This is a genomic window from Paenibacillus sp. JCM 18996, assembly GCF_055392555.1.
This window is the reverse complement of the sequence record NZ_AP043884.1, coordinates 3,649,340-3,662,924: the sequence shown is the minus strand read 5'-3', so window position 1 is coordinate 3,662,924 and position 13,585 is coordinate 3,649,340. Positions and strand designations below refer to the sequence as shown.

At 49.8% G+C, this 13,585-nt stretch carries 16 protein-coding genes; 5 read left to right on the top strand and 11 right to left on the bottom strand.

Annotation, left to right across the window (positions count from 1 at the left end):
- Positions 1–24: 24 nt before the first annotated feature.
- The 6 genes from yyaC to ACZ5N7_RS17955 all read right to left on the bottom strand — a co-directional run bounded on the left by yyaC (position 25) and on the right by ACZ5N7_RS17955 (position 4,136).
- Positions 25–636 carry a spore protease YyaC gene (yyaC, locus tag ACZ5N7_RS17980; RefSeq protein WP_464655992.1) on the bottom strand — a complete coding sequence of 204 codons (612 nt, stop codon included), beginning with the start codon at positions 634–636 and terminating at the stop codon, positions 25–27.
- Between the two features lie 306 nt (positions 637–942).
- Positions 943–1,101 carry a hypothetical protein gene (locus ACZ5N7_RS17975; protein WP_464655991.1) on the bottom strand — a complete coding sequence of 53 codons (159 nt, stop codon included), beginning with the start codon at positions 1,099–1,101 and terminating at the stop codon, positions 943–945.
- Positions 1,102–1,229: 128 nt separating this feature from the next.
- Positions 1,230–1,520 (bottom strand): alpha/beta-type small acid-soluble spore protein, encoded by a 291-nt coding sequence (locus tag ACZ5N7_RS17970; protein WP_464655990.1) that lies wholly within the window; start codon positions 1,518–1,520, stop codon positions 1,230–1,232.
- A gap of 146 nt (positions 1,521–1,666) precedes the next feature.
- Positions 1,667–2,920, bottom strand: coding sequence for a cation:dicarboxylate symporter family transporter (locus tag ACZ5N7_RS17965; protein WP_464655989.1), 1,254 nt, complete (start codon positions 2,918–2,920; stop codon positions 1,667–1,669).
- A gap of 91 nt (positions 2,921–3,011) precedes the next feature.
- Complete coding sequence (locus tag ACZ5N7_RS17960) at positions 3,012–3,167, bottom strand: HAD hydrolase-like protein (RefSeq protein WP_464655988.1); 156 nt, start codon at positions 3,165–3,167, stop codon at positions 3,012–3,014.
- Between the two features lie 135 nt (positions 3,168–3,302).
- Positions 3,303–4,136: a protein-glutamine gamma-glutamyltransferase gene (locus tag ACZ5N7_RS17955; protein ID WP_464655987.1), complete on the bottom strand. Its 834-nt coding sequence runs from the start codon at positions 4,134–4,136 to the stop codon at positions 3,303–3,305.
- Positions 4,137–4,271: 135 nt separating this feature from the next.
- On the opposite strand from ACZ5N7_RS17955, the gene ACZ5N7_RS17950 reads away from it, so the two are divergent.
- Together ACZ5N7_RS17950 and ACZ5N7_RS17945 are read left to right on the top strand one after the other, a co-directional pair.
- Entirely contained in the window at positions 4,272–4,616 is a 345-nt protein-coding gene (locus ACZ5N7_RS17950) for a sodium:solute symporter family transporter (RefSeq protein ID WP_464655986.1), read from the top strand.
- Between the two features lie 51 nt (positions 4,617–4,667).
- Entirely contained in the window at positions 4,668–4,823 is a 156-nt protein-coding gene (locus tag ACZ5N7_RS17945; protein WP_464655985.1) for a hypothetical protein, read from the top strand.
- A 26-nt stretch (positions 4,824–4,849) separates the two neighbouring features.
- Here the strand turns inward: ACZ5N7_RS17945 and ACZ5N7_RS17940 are convergent, their stop codons facing one another.
- From ACZ5N7_RS17940 to ACZ5N7_RS17930, 3 genes are all read right to left on the bottom strand, one after another.
- Positions 4,850–5,314 carry an NUDIX hydrolase gene (locus ACZ5N7_RS17940; RefSeq protein ID WP_464655984.1) on the bottom strand — a complete coding sequence of 155 codons (465 nt, stop codon included), beginning with the start codon at positions 5,312–5,314 and terminating at the stop codon, positions 4,850–4,852.
- A 93-nt stretch (positions 5,315–5,407) separates the two neighbouring features.
- Positions 5,408–6,211: a DUF2935 domain-containing protein gene (locus tag ACZ5N7_RS17935; protein WP_464655983.1), complete on the bottom strand. Its 804-nt coding sequence runs from the start codon at positions 6,209–6,211 to the stop codon at positions 5,408–5,410.
- 338 nt (positions 6,212–6,549) lie between these two features.
- Positions 6,550–6,912, bottom strand: coding sequence for a VOC family protein (locus tag ACZ5N7_RS17930; protein WP_464655982.1), 363 nt, complete (start codon positions 6,910–6,912; stop codon positions 6,550–6,552).
- A gap of 159 nt (positions 6,913–7,071) precedes the next feature.
- Between ACZ5N7_RS17930 and ACZ5N7_RS17925 the strand changes: the two genes are divergently transcribed.
- On the top strand, positions 7,072–7,977 hold the full coding sequence (locus tag ACZ5N7_RS17925; protein ID WP_464655981.1) for a DMT family transporter: 906 nt from the start codon (positions 7,072–7,074) through the stop codon (positions 7,975–7,977).
- A gap of 54 nt (positions 7,978–8,031) precedes the next feature.
- Here ACZ5N7_RS17925 and ACZ5N7_RS17920 read toward each other — a convergent pair whose 3' ends face one another.
- Together ACZ5N7_RS17920 and ACZ5N7_RS17915 are read right to left on the bottom strand one after the other, a co-directional pair.
- Complete coding sequence (locus ACZ5N7_RS17920; RefSeq protein ID WP_464655980.1) at positions 8,032–9,354, bottom strand: (Fe-S)-binding protein; 1,323 nt, start codon at positions 9,352–9,354, stop codon at positions 8,032–8,034.
- Positions 9,351–10,763, bottom strand: a complete 1,413-nt coding sequence (locus tag ACZ5N7_RS17915) for an FAD-binding oxidoreductase (RefSeq protein ID WP_464655979.1) — start codon at positions 10,761–10,763, stop codon at positions 9,351–9,353. The genes ACZ5N7_RS17920 and ACZ5N7_RS17915 overlap by 4 nt, the downstream gene beginning before the upstream one ends.
- A 118-nt stretch (positions 10,764–10,881) precedes the next feature.
- On the opposite strand from ACZ5N7_RS17915, the gene ACZ5N7_RS17910 reads away from it, so the two are divergent.
- On the top strand, positions 10,882–11,562 hold the full coding sequence (locus ACZ5N7_RS17910) for a FadR/GntR family transcriptional regulator (protein WP_464655978.1): 681 nt from the start codon (positions 10,882–10,884) through the stop codon (positions 11,560–11,562).
- A 226-nt stretch (positions 11,563–11,788) separates the two neighbouring features.
- Entirely contained in the window at positions 11,789–13,501 is a 1,713-nt protein-coding gene (locus tag ACZ5N7_RS17905; protein WP_464655977.1) for an L-lactate permease, read from the top strand.
- Positions 13,502–13,585: the final 84 nt, after the last annotated feature.

The following is a 13,585-nucleotide window of genomic DNA, read 5'->3' as shown; positions in this document are numbered from 1 at the left end:
GGAAGCGCTTTCCCCCGTGGGAAGTCAAACACCGCCGCCTGTCACCGGAAAGACTTGTTTTATCGCCGACACAACCTCGCCCGCCATACAAAACACACGCCTCAATGAGGTCGTCTGCAGAATGTGAAACTTGTTTCCACCCATGACGTTGACGATCGCCGCTATACTATAGTCCCCGACGGCAGGCAGCGCCTTGCCCATACTTGTGCCGGGCTCAAGCGGCATGTTGGACACCTGGTACATCTCTACCGAAGCTGGCTGCCCCAGGCACGCGTCAATAGCCAGAATTTTCTTCCCCGAGGGGATTTCGCTCAGCCTCTGTTGCATGTTGCTGCCGTCGCAGGGATAGTTCAACGTTCCGACCACTCTGGTGTATCCCGCTTCCTCCAGCAGTGTGCCGACCAGCGGCCCGATCGCATCCCCTGTCGAACGATCCGTGCCGATGCATACAAAAACCAGCCCGTCCAGAGAGATTCCCTGCTGCCTGATTTCCATGAAGAACTCCACCAGATGCTTGCCCCTTATCTTTTTCCGATAGCGTTTCGACACCAGCTCTTCCCGCTCCAAAGCACTGCTGCTGCGTGCCTCCTCCCCCTCCTGGGAGCGCCCCTGCTCCGTGTAAGTCCTATCAGGCATAAGACAGCCTCCCTTCCGCTTACTGTATGCTTTTTCCACACGAAAAATGGTAGAATCCCAACACATACTTATTCCTCAAGGAGGAGCCGATGTCCTTCATTGACCCATCCAAAGAAAAGCTTCCCTCGTTTCCGACATTGTCGCAGCCTGCGAGGAGGAATCTATTATATATGAAACCGTTCCGCACCTGCTTAAACAACGTGTCCGCGGCTCGAGGTCATAGCTGAGCAACCGAAGCAGTTTGGAAAAAGGGAGCAGCGTTCTCGATGTGGCAAATCTTGATTCAGATTGTTGTCAGAACTATTTTTAAAACTGGCCTTTACCGTAAATCATCAGGTTGTCGTCGCTATCGACAGTCGCCAATAAAATGGTGGTTAGATCGTCATTGTATGTTGTCGTTCCAAGTTTGTTTATCAGCCACTTTTCATCTTTTCCGGCTTCGTTGTACCGCTCCTGGTTATACAATGTGAATCAACCATTGCATCTGAAACCAACTGCTTTGAAGATAAACCACGAGGCTGCCCTCCAGCGGAATGAAATCCGCTTTAGGACAGCCTCGTTCTTGCGTTCGCCGGCCACAGCCCACAGCCGGTTCACCTGTTATGCTTGTTACGGGCAAGCTGCTCCTGAGCCATACGGATCAGCTCCTTGACCATCGTGCCTCCGATGCGTCCGCCAACTTTGCCGGCTTCCTCCGTCGTCAGCTTGCCGTTGTTCCCCTGCTTGAGCGGTACGCCCAACGACCGGGCCACTTCGTATTTTACCAGATTGGGCCTCGCCTCGTTTACTGGATAACCCTCGTTCTTCATCACTTCGGCTTTAAACTGCTCCATATTCCCGGAGGCTTCGGGAACGACTAGTCTGCGGGGACGTTTTCTGGCCATGGGCGAGTCTCCTTTTTCTTTTAAGAGTAAGGTCCCCTTGCCCCGGAAAAATATACCTTCGACCATACCAGCCGTTCAAATAATTGAAGGCCGCATGCACTGCGATGGTTCTTCGTCTCCAGCGCCTAGGCATGCTCCGTGCGCACTTACAGCGAATTCATGTACTCGCGGCCTTTTTCCGCATTATAGACGCCTTCCCATTTGGAGATGACCACCGCGGCCAGGGAGTTGCCCATCACGTTAACCACGGTTCTCGCCATATCGAGAAGCCGGTCGATTCCTGCGATAAAAGCGAGCCCCTCGACAGGAATGTTGACCGTGTGAAGAGTGGCCAGAAGGACGACGAACGAGACCCCCGGCACGCCCGCTATTCCTTTGGAAGTCAGCATCAGCACAAGGAGCAGTGTGATCTGCTGGCCTATAGAGAGATTGATTCCGTACATTTGGGCGATAAAAATCGCCGCTATCGCTTGATACAGTGTGGAACCGTCGAGGTTGAACGAATAGCCGGTAGGTACGACGAAAGAGGTCACGGACCTCGGACAGCCGAATTTTTCCATTTTGTCCATAATCCGGGGCAGGACCGCTTCCGAGCTTGCCGTGGAATAGGCCAGTATCAGCTCGTCCTTGAGAATTTTAAACAAACTGAATATCCGTATCCCCGCCCATTTGGCGATCAGGCCGAAGACCACAAGAATAAAGAAAATCATGGCCCCGTACACGACCAGTATCAATTTTCCTAAAGGAAGCAGCGAGCTCACTCCGAACTTGGAGACCGTCACGCCGATCAGCGCAAATACCCCGAACGGAGCAAAACGCATCACCTGATTCGTTACATAGAACATCGCATCCGCGACGCCCTGGAAAAAACTCAGCACAGGCTTGCCTCTCTCCCCGATTGCCGCAACTCCCAGCCCGAAGAAGACGGAAAAGAAAATAATCGGCAGGATGTCGCCTTTACTGATCGATTCGAACACATTGCTGGGCACAATATGCACCAGAGTATCCGCAAACCCTTTTTTCTGCGTCTCCCCGGCTGTGTCCACATATTTGCCGATGTCCGTCCGGGCCAAACCTTCGGGATTCACTCCCATGCCGGGATGCAGCAGATTCGCTGTCAGCAATCCGATCACAATCGCGAGCGTCGTAACCAGTTCAAAATACAGAATCGTTTTGCCGCCAAGCTTGCCAAGCTTCTTCATGTCCCCTACCCCGGCGACGCCGATGATCAAAGTGGAGATAACGATAGGAACGACAATCATTTTGATCAACCGGATAAAAATATCCCCGATAGGCTGAAGATACGCAGCCACCTGGGGATTTCCGTAGAACAGCGCCCCGACAAAGATACCGAGGGCCAGTCCGATGAGAATTTGCAGCGCAAGTCCAAATTTTTTCAATAGAACCACCTCTTTATGAAATTCTGGTTGTTATGGCGAGGAATAAGCTACGTTGTCAATTCTGCGATAAGCAGGTCCAGCTCCTTATCGGTCATCGAATCCAGCCTAAGGTCACACTCACCTTGACCACATCATCCCGAGTGCGGATCGCGTCAAAATAAGAATAAATGCCGAACTGATGCAAATAATCTTCAACCCAGGAGCGTGGCGAGCTGGAGGCCAGTCCGATTTTTAACCCGGCATTCATAGCTTACTCCTTACCCATTTTGTTTATTGCAAAAGCCATTATATACATTTTATCAGATATATACAAAATTTTATTTAGAAATACTTGGAGAGATCCAATGCCGCCACGCTGCTTCAGCCTGACGGCTTACAAACACTACATTTCCATATAAGTCCTGTAACCTACTCTCGCCTTGATCAGCCGGTGTCCTTCGTCCTCGTGCCTCATTAGCCTGTTCATGAATCCGATGCTGAATCTGGACAGGTATTTGTAATCCGGACGGGTAGCCTGCCTCAGCAAATAGGCGGACCGGAGGAACAAGCCCCCTCTTCTCTGCATATTCAGAAAATGGATCATCTGGCGCTTCGGAATAATGCCGACTCCGTGTCCGAAGTAGAGGTCCCCGCCCATATATACGACATTCTCCCCTTGCCACTCCGGAGTAGCGGGGTTGAAATCGGGATTGTTGAAATACAGCACGTCACCCGGCAAGAACTCATTCTGGTCATAGGTCGTCAGCCCGAGGTCCTGGTCATAATGCCAATCATGGATAAACAAGCCGCCAAACATCCGGTCGAAATTGCTTGCGCCGATCGATTTGAGCACCGCGCCATAAAATACGATGACCATGGCCATGCTGCATTCAAAAGCGTAAAGCGGGCCCCGGTAATAAATATCCTGTATAGCATCAGAGGATTTCATGCCCGCCCTCAGCTGAAACCCCCCGTTAGGGGTAAGCATCCAATATTCCGGATTGCACCTGGATTCGTCATAATTGGCGAAGCCCGCCCCGCTGAAGTTGAGCGCCTCAGCGGCACCAACGGTGTTATACCGCAGCGTAAGCTCGAATTTCAGCTGTTCCATCGAATCGTAGCTGTACATTTCCGGGCTTCTCGCCATGGTTTCGACAATATGCCGCTGAACCTCGTTTAACGGAACTTGCGAAAAAAGCGATTCAGGGTGTACCGGAGCTTGCATAACGGTGATCATGCCGCACCTTCTTTCTTTTGCTTATACCGTTATATATATATGTGGGTACCCGCTCAGGTGTTTATATCGCCGCAAACTTGGTTAAAATCGTAAAGCTGACTTATGAGAAGCCGCTTAAGAAAGGAGTCCTGCGTTTTGAAAGACAGTTTATTTCATACCGGCTTGGTGGACTATTTGATCATCAGCATTTATTTTGTCTTTGTGATAGGGATCGGGTTAATTCTTAAAAGCCGGATGAAAACAGGAGAGGACTCCTTCCTGTCCGACCGTTCCATTCCCCCGTGGATCACGTCCATGGCTTTTTTGTCCGCCAATCTCGGAGCGCTGGAAGTGTTGGGGATGGCGGCAAGCGGCGCCCAATACGGGATGCTGACCTTCCATTACTATTGGGTCGGTGCCATTCCGGCCATGCTGTTCCTCGGCTTGTACATGATGCCATTCTATTATTTAACCAAGGTCCGGTCCGTGCCGGAATATTGAACTTCGATATAACGAAGCGACCCGTGCGGTGAACGCGATTTCGTTCGCTGTGTGACCGTGCTTACCTCAGGCATTTCCTTATATTCGATGGCGCTTATTTTTCAGGTGATGATCGGATGGTCCCTGACTGGTGGGGCGTTGTTTACGCTGGCCTTTGGCCTTGGCTTCCTGCTGTGGTCTTTGAAGGAAGAGAGATTCGAAGACTGATGGTTGAAAGCGATTGGTGCGGCCTCTCACCTGAAACTCGCCAGGTTGATCTTCCTTTTGTAGGCAGCGATGCAGTCCAGATATTGTTGTTCCATAGGTTCGGGCAAATTTCCCAAATCAAAATACCTAAGCGCTGTGGACTCAGCTCCTTCAGCTTTTGTCTCACCCGTCACTTCCTGCGCAGAAAATAATACAGTAACCGAATAAAATTCATCCCCATTAGAGATTTTGCCGTAGTAGTCGGGTCCGGATAACACATCAATTAATTCCAGTTCTCCAATTCTTAATCCGGTTTCTTCCAGAGCTTCTCCGCTTGCGGTGCCTGCCAATGCTTCTCCCAAGTCCATAAGTCCTCCCGGCAATCCCCAACTGCCATCTGTTCTCTGCTGCAAAAGGATCTGTCCGGATTCATTTCGTAAAATCAATAACGATCCAGGCAGTTTAATGGGATTACGTTCAACACAAGCTCTAAGCTGTTTAAAATATTCCAAATAACTCACCCCAATAATATCAATAGATCCAGTCCTCTGTTTCGTTCGCTGAGTGCCTGTTGGGACAGCCCCGGATCAGGTTAGCGAATCCTGCTATTCGACTCTGGGCTTCCCGGGGTCGCAGTTCGGGGGCTCCACCTCGGATACCAGAGACAGCTTTATCAGATAATAGCACTCTTCCCTCGCCATATGGTCCGCCATCAGCGGCATCAGCGTTCCGAGCGTCTCCGCTTTTAAATCCAGCTCCGCGAGTTCGTTCAGAAATCTGCGGAACAGCAGCATCTCGAGCTCGACTTCTTTATTGAACCTGGACAAAGAAGGAAACTGCGTGAGCGTCGTGCGCAAATATCCCGCCATCTCGACGGCCTTCATATAAAAATGCTGAAACTGCCTGCCGAATTCCTTCGATTTGTTCTTCAGGTTTTTTTCGACCGGATCCAGCGCGGCGTCCATCGAATCGGAATGCCCGACCGCATCCAGAAGCCACAGAAGATGGAGATGAATATCGCTGAATACAGGTACATTTTCCCCGGACGCAATCGGGCGGTAGGTGCGAAGGGCTTCTTCCGCTTCATTCATCATATGGTTAACAAAGGTCGGAGGCAGATGGAGCCCCAGTTTCGGTTCGGTCAGATGCCTTTTTAACAAATGTAGCTTGAAGGTTCTGACTTCTGCGATCGCCTTGTAAGCGGCCTGGTTTAGGGCTGGCAAATTTCCGGGCGTCTGGCCTGCAGCCACCATACTATACAGCTGGTCAAACACACCGATAAAATGCTCCGCCCGCGCAATTTCCTCTTTTTCATCCGGCGAAAGGCTGCTCTTGATAAACCGCGCGTGATCCCCAAACACCTGCAGCCAGAACCGGTGCTCGAACATAACAGAAGCTTCGTAGCCCATTTCTTCTCCTCCACATCAAATGTGATATTGAAGGATATGTAAGCCGTGCAGGAAAAAGAATGCGGGGCCGCGTCCTTGAACTCGAGAGTACTTAAGGAAGCTGGCGTTAAGGGGAACCTTTGGTTCCATTCCTTAACGGCTCCTTTGCTCAAACTTCGATGCGTCTCTTTGGCTTATGTACTGCTAAAGGCCTATCATATGTATTTACCTGGGTGCAGACTTATTCAATTCGTATATACACATGAATAATCTGCCTGAATCACCTATACAAATTTTTAACAATAAAAAAGCACCCCCTTCTTCCATTGGGAAAAAGAGAGTGCCGCAAACCCTAGGAGCTAACCTTTCAGCAAAAATTCGTTGCCATCCGGATCCTGAAACCGGGCAAAACCGCCCCAATGCATCACCTTCGGCTCTTCCAGAAATTTAACGCCCCTGGCGGACATTTCGCTGTAGGTTTTCTGAATGTCATCGCATTCAAACACGATGGAAGGCTTGAGCTCCGCCCAATTGTTCATCATCGCTCTCGGATAAATGACAAGCCGCGTATTCTGGCCCTCCGGCCCCACTTCCAGCCAGAACCCTCCCGGCCCCATCGACCGCTCCGCCGCCACCGCGAATCCGACCTGCTCGGTCCAGAACTTTTTCGCTTCCTGCTGGTCTTCCACATACACCGCTACGGTTCCTATTTGTTTAATCATGCGCAGATCCTCCTATGGATTGTAATCGCTGACAGCTTGTCAGACACTGTGCATCATAACATTAATTCAATCATTTATTTTAAGCTGCAATCATTTTATACTGAAAAAGTACAGCGAGCAAGATCAACTAAACATTTTAACCTCCAAGGAGTATACGCTATGAACTCTGGTAAAAGCTTTCCCATGCCGATGTGGCTCATCCTGCTGATCGGGATTGCAGCCATTTCCTTCTCATCGATCTTTGTCCGCTGGTCTGAAGCGCCCGTTTCGGTCATCGCGATGTACCGCTTATATATTACAAATCTGCTTCTTTTGCCTTTTGTGTGGAAACACATACCTGCCATTAAAGAGCTGAAGCCGCGCACCTGGGGCCACCTGTTCATTAGCGGATTGGCGCTGGGGCTGCATTTTCTGTTCTGGATGGGTTCCCTGCGTTATACTACTGTAGCCAGTTCCACCGCCATAATGGCGCTGGAGCCCATTCTTGTAATGCTTGGGGCTTATATCGCGTTCAAGCAAAATGTGGGCTTGTGGCCGCTGCTCAGCATGATTACCGCGATTTGCGGTGCCCTATTGATCGGGTGGGGCGATTTCGGTCTGTCGGCCAGGGCTCTGAAGGGGGATCTGCTGTCTTTGCTGGGCACAGTTGCGGTCGCCTTCCATATGCTGTTCGGCAGCTCCCTGCGCTCGCATCTTTCCGCCTTCGTCTATAGCTTTGTCGTGTTCTTCATCGCTGCAAGCGTGCTCGCTGTGTACAATGCCGCATTGGGATATCCCTTCGCAGGTTATCCTGCTCGCGATTGGGGCGTGTTTCTGCTGCTTGCGCTCGTACCGACGATTCTGGGACATTATTTGTTCAATTGGCTGCTGAAATTTTTGAAACCTGCCAGCGTGTCCATGACCGTGCTCGGCGAGCCAGTGGGAGCCACCCTTCTTGCCTACTTGCTGCTGGGTGAAAAAATCACCGCAATTCAAGCCTTTGCGGGTGTCGTGCTGCTGGCGGGAGTATGGCTGTTTATCGGCCATAACGAAGCCGAACAGCCGACTGTGTTGGCGGAGGGTTGATGGGAACCTATAATAAATAAGGCTGTCATGTTATCACGACAGCCTTAAGGCGAATTATAATGCCCGGTATAGCAGGTCCATAATATGCACAGCTTCCATACTGTCCTGCAGGCCTGCCCGAATGATCCCTTGCTTCATCTGCAGCAAACAGCCCGGATTCGATGTCACAATGACGTCGGCTTTAGTTTTGCTGACATTTTCCATTTTCCCGTCCAGGATTTGCATCGACATATCAAAGTTCGTGATGTTATATATACCGGCCGAACCGCAGCAGCTTTCGGCATTCTGCATTTCGGCGAAATCCACTCCGGGAATACTCTTTAACAGTTGACGGGGCTGATTGCGCACCCCTTGTCCATGAGCCAAATGGCAGGAATCCTGATAAGTCACCCGGATATTTAAAGCTTTACTGAACGTAATAGGCGGCAGTTCCGCAAGCAATTCATTGGCATCACGCACTTTTGCCACAAAAGCCATCGCCCGCTCTTTCCATTCCGGATCATCATGGAACCAATGGTGATATTCCTTCAGGGCAGCTCCGCAGCCGCCCGCGTTACCCACGATAAAGTCCACGCCCGATTTCTCAAAAGCTTCGATGTTGCGTTTCGCCAACTCAACCGCCCCATCCTTTTCCCCGGCATGTGCATGCAACGCCCCGCAGCACGCCTGATTATCGACGAAAATCACATCACATCCGACTTTAGTGAGCAGCTTGGCCGTTGCCTCATTTGTTTCAAAGAACATAACATCCATTATACATCCAGTAAATATGCCTACTTTATAAAGCGATTTATTCTCGGCCGCCATAATGGCCCTTCGTTTTTTGCGTTTCAGCGGAGAGGCTATTTTATCTACAGAGTGCTGCATTTCCGCCATTTCCCGCGGAAGGATGCGAATTAACCCTGTCTTGTTGGCCAAACCCTGCAGCCCTGCTGCTTGGGCCGCCCATAAAGCTGTGCCTAAAGCATGAATCCGTTTCGGATGCGGAAAAACTTTATCAAATACGAGCTTGCGAATGAATGGAGTCCGTCTTTCGCTCTTCTTCTTGTCTTCCACGACTTTACGTGCGGTTTCAACCATACTCCCATAAGGGACTCCGGCAGGGCAGGCAGTTTCACAGGCACGGCATCCCAGGCACGCATACATATTTTTTTCAAATTCTGCATCGACTTCCAGCTGCTCCTTGGCAACTCCTTTCATCAATGCGATTCTGCCCCGGGGGCTATAGGATTCCATTCCCGTTTCGCGGTAAGTGGGGCAGGAAGGGAGACAAAAACCGCAGTGCATGCAGTTCATAATATCATCCATGTTGAAATTGTTCAGAAGGGCGGATTTCAAATTTTGCGTTTCAAAAGAAGGTTTTTGGCCGATGCTCATTTTTTCACCACCACTCTTCGACGGGCGCTGTTCGCAAATATTTTGCCGGGATTCATGATATTGTTCGGGTCGAATGCCGCCTTGATCCGTTTCATTAATTCAACTCCGCCCTCACCTACTTTGAGGTGGAGATAATTCATTTTGGCCATCCCTACTCCGTGCTCTCCGGTGATGGTCCCTCCCAAACGAATGGCGGAGTGGAATATCTCTTCAAAAGCTTGCTCAACGCGATGAATCTCTTCTTTGTCACGTTCATCTGTCATACAAGTCGGGTGGAGGTTGCCGTCTCCGGCATGCCCGAAGGTACATATCCGGACTTGATATTTTGCTGCAATCCGCTCAACTTCCTCCACCATTTCAGCCAGACGGGAACGGGGAACAGTAGCGTCTTCCAGAATCGTAGTGGGGCGCAGCCGCGAAAGAGCCGCCAGAGCCGAGCGCCGGGCAGCCAACAGCTTGGAGCCTTCCTCGAACGTCTGGGCTAATCGCACATCGGCCGCGCCTTCGCTCCGGGCAATTTCGGCGATCCGTTCGATATCCCGGATGACCTGGTCTTCAATCCCGTCCTGCTCGATTAACAGCATGGATTTCATTTGCAGCGGCAGGCCGAGCTTTGCAAACTCATCGACCACTTTCATAGTGGACTGATCCAGAAATTCCATTGTTGCAGGAATAATCTTGGAAGCGATTACCCGCTCTACAGTATGGGCGGCATCCGTCAGATTGTGAAAATAAGCCACCAACGTCCTTTTTGTTTCAGGTAAAGGAACGAGCTTCACTGTAATTTCTGTGATAATCCCCAGCGTCCCTTCGGAACCGACCATCAACCGGGTCATATCGTACCCTGCGACATCCTTTACGTTCTTTCCTCCGCAGCGTAAAATTTCTCCCGAAGGGAGCACATATTGGAGGCCCATTATATAATCTTTGGTTACCCCGTATTTCAGTCCTCTCATTCCGCCGGCACATTGGGCCATGTTCCCGCCCACCGTCGAAATCCGCATGCTGCCCGGATCGGGAGGATAGAATAATCCTTCGGCCTCCACTGCTTTATGGAGATCCGCCGTCGTTACCCCGGGCCCTAACGTAGCAGTTAAATTCCTCGCATCAATTTCATGGATCTGATTGAACCGCGTCATATTGACAACGATTCCGCCTTCCACAGGAATGCATCCGCCGGCCAGATTGGTGCCCGATCCGCGGGGTACGATCGGAATACCGTGTTCATTTGCCAATTTTAATATTTCCGACACCTCTTCCACGGCACCCGGGATGATCACTGCATCAGGCATGGCTTGAAAAATCGGAGTCGCATCGTATGAATACGCATACAATTCGTTCGGGGTATCAAGATAATATTTCTCGCCGACAATGGTTTTCAAGCTTTGTTTTAATTCTGCTGAAATCACACAATAGCCTCCTTAAATTAAGTTAGCAGGTCATCAGATCATTTCCTGGAGTATATCATAATTTCTTAAAATATAGTAGATTATTAATATCATTTTTTTGTGTGGACAGGAGCGGACTATGAATTTAAATCAAAAAAATTATGAGATTATCGCGGAAGAATTACAGCGCAGAATTCAAAACGGGACGTTAAAACAAGGACAGAAGATTGATACGATAGAAAATCTGGCAAAGCAATACCGGGTAGGACGGTCGACCATCCGGGAAGCGCTGTCTTATTTAAAAGCCCATGGATTGATCGAATCCAAGCAAGGCGGAGGAACCTTCGTCTCTTCCAACGCACTGCAAAATACACTGGAACAGTTAAAATCCGCAAACCAAGATAATTTGTCTCAGCTTATGCAGGTGCGTGCCATCGTGGAAATCGGATGTGTCGAGTTAGCGGCTCAATACCGTTCTGTGGAAAATCTGCAAGAATTAAACAATATGCTTGGGCAAATGGAAGACGCCGTCGAGAATGAAGAGATGAGCCAACTGTATGATGCTAATTTTCATCTGGCGATTGCAAAAGCCACTCAGAACCCCTATTTGCAAACAATGATGGAGGGATTGTCCGAGTCCCTTCATGGCACGATGCAAGTTTCCAGAAGGTTATGGCTGGAGCAGGGGACTCAATCGTTGCGGCAGTTGTTCGAAGAACACCGGGAGATCTATCTGGCGATTGCCCGGCAAGATGTTCACAAAGCTTCGCTTTCGATGAAAAAGCATCTGGATCAGGTTATGAAGGCTCTGCAGAAGTAGCGAAGCTGTTCGATTGTAAAATTTTTATTTAGCATATTGTCAGTTCTGTGAACATGTCTTATAATCATGACTATCGGAAAAGCGCTTTCACAAATTCATCTGATGACCCTATCACCGCACCTTTTTTTGTCAGTTGACGAAGTGCTCTACATATCCGGTATTAAAGACTAGCTATGATGCCGGATATCTGGTAAACGATTTATAAATTATGATGAGGGTGATAATTATGTCATGGACACAGAATTTTATGCCAATCAACGGAAGCTTGGGCCCGTCTGCCCTTGTCGCCATTGTGCCTACTTTATTTTTCTTCTGGGCTTTGGCGGTCAAGAGAATGAAAGGAATTTATGCCGGATTCGCGACATTGGCGATCTCCCTTGCAGTGGCCATTATAGCGTATCGGATGCCGGCGCCCATGGCGGTAATGTCTGCAGTGCAGGGAGCAGTCTATGGAATTGTTCCGATTGCCTGGATTATTGTAACCGCTGTCTTCTTGTACAAGCTGACACAGAAGACCGGGCAATTTGATGTTATCCGATCTTCCATTGTTTCGATTACCGAAGACAGCCGTTTACAGGTATTATTGATTGCGTTTTGCTTCGGCGCCTTCCTGGAAGGGGCTGCGGGTTTCGGGGCCCCGGTGGCTATCTGCGCAGCGTTGCTGGTAGGGTTGGGATTTAACCCTCTATATGCCGCCGGTTTATGCATGTTTGCGGATACTGCGCCGGTTGCCTTCGGATCAATCGGGATTCCGATCACCGCAGTTGCCGGTCCAACCGGATTACCGGTGTCCGACATTTCCAAGATGGTTGGCCGGCAGCTGCCGTTTATTTCAGTTTTAATTCCGCTTTACATGGTTTTTGTGATGGTCGGATGGAGAAAAACAAAGGAAGTTCTTCCCGCGATTATGGTCACAGGTGTCTCTTTTGCCGTCAGTCAGTTCTTCACTTCAAACTATTTGGGACCCGAACTGCCGGACATTCTTTCCTCTTTGGTGTCGATCCTCTGTTTGACCTTTTTCTTAAAGGTTTGGAAGCCGGCATCCATCTTTCGCTTTGGGCAAACAGAAGCTGCTGGCGCGCATTCAGTGGATGCGGCTGCAAAGAGTGCTATTGCTGCAACGGCTGAATCCTTCGACCGATATACAGCCGGCCAAATTTTCAAAGCCTGGTCTCCATTTTTAGTGCTTACGGTTTTTATCTCATTATGGGGTGTCAACGGTTTCAAAAGTGCTCTAATTGGCGGATATAAAGGATCAAACGGGTTCCTTCAGGCGGTAAACTGGCTCGGCAATGCATTAAGCTACCATCCGGCTGTACCCGGACTCCATAATCTGATCATCGGATCAAACGGCAAGCCCATTGCCGCCGTGTTTAAGCTGGAATTGCTTGGCGCTGCGGGGACAGCCGTATTTGTCGCGGCGATCGTGAGCAAGTTCATACTGGGAATCTCCTGGAAAAACTGGATTATTACTTTCGGTGAAACGATTAATGAATTGAAGATCCCCCTTTTAACGATTTGTTCTGTCGTGGGTTTCGCTTACGTCACCAACGCTTCCGGCATGAGTGTCACCTTAGGTAAAGCTTTGGCTTCGACGGGAGCTTTATTCCCCTTTGTTTCTCCGATACTGGGCTGGCTCGGCGTCTTTATCACCGGATCGGATACATCATCAAACCTGCTTTTCGGCAATTTGCAAAAAATATCCGCGGCCGGCGTAGGCATGGATCCTGTGTTGGCTGTTGCAGCCAACTCCAGCGGCGGGGTGATGGGAAAAATGATTTCTCCCCAATCCATTGCAGTGGCCTGTGCGGCAGTAGGCATCTCAGGGAGCGAATCGAGCCTTTTCCGGTTTACGGTGAAACATAGCATTATCCTTCTTTTTGCGGTATGTGTCATTACTTACTTGCAATTTACCGTATTCTCCTGGATGATTCCTTAAATTAAGGTAACCGGAAGCCCGACAGCCCGATTCAATGAAACGGGCTGTCGGGCTTCTTCTGCCTTACCGGTCCCCTTTCTGAAC

Bases quoted from the DNA above. Each gene is read 5' to 3' on its own strand.
- ACZ5N7_RS17920 (WP_464655980.1), bottom strand. From the start codon at position 9,354: ATGAGCATCGGCCAAAAACCTTCTTTTGAAACGCAAAATTTGAAATCC.
- ACZ5N7_RS17905 (WP_464655977.1), top strand. From the start codon at position 11,789: ATGTCATGGACACAGAATTTTATGCCAATCAACGGAAGCTTGGGCCCG.
- ACZ5N7_RS17955 (WP_464655987.1), bottom strand. From the start codon at position 4,136: ATGATCACCGTTATGCAAGCTCCGGTACACCCTGAATCGCTTTTTTCG.
- yyaC (WP_464655992.1), bottom strand. From the start codon at position 636: ATGCCTGATAGGACTTACACGGAGCAGGGGCGCTCCCAGGAGGGGGAG.
- ACZ5N7_RS17935 (WP_464655983.1), bottom strand. From the start codon at position 6,211: ATGGGCTACGAAGCTTCTGTTATGTTCGAGCACCGGTTCTGGCTGCAG.
- ACZ5N7_RS17930 (WP_464655982.1), bottom strand. From the start codon at position 6,912: ATGATTAAACAAATAGGAACCGTAGCGGTGTATGTGGAAGACCAGCAG.
- ACZ5N7_RS17970 (WP_464655990.1), bottom strand. From the start codon at position 1,520: ATGGCCAGAAAACGTCCCCGCAGACTAGTCGTTCCCGAAGCCTCCGGG.
- ACZ5N7_RS17910 (WP_464655978.1), top strand. From the start codon at position 10,882: ATGAATTTAAATCAAAAAAATTATGAGATTATCGCGGAAGAATTACAG.
- ACZ5N7_RS17925 (WP_464655981.1), top strand. From the start codon at position 7,072: ATGAACTCTGGTAAAAGCTTTCCCATGCCGATGTGGCTCATCCTGCTG.
- ACZ5N7_RS17960 (WP_464655988.1), bottom strand. From the start codon at position 3,167: ATGAATGCCGGGTTAAAAATCGGACTGGCCTCCAGCTCGCCACGCTCC.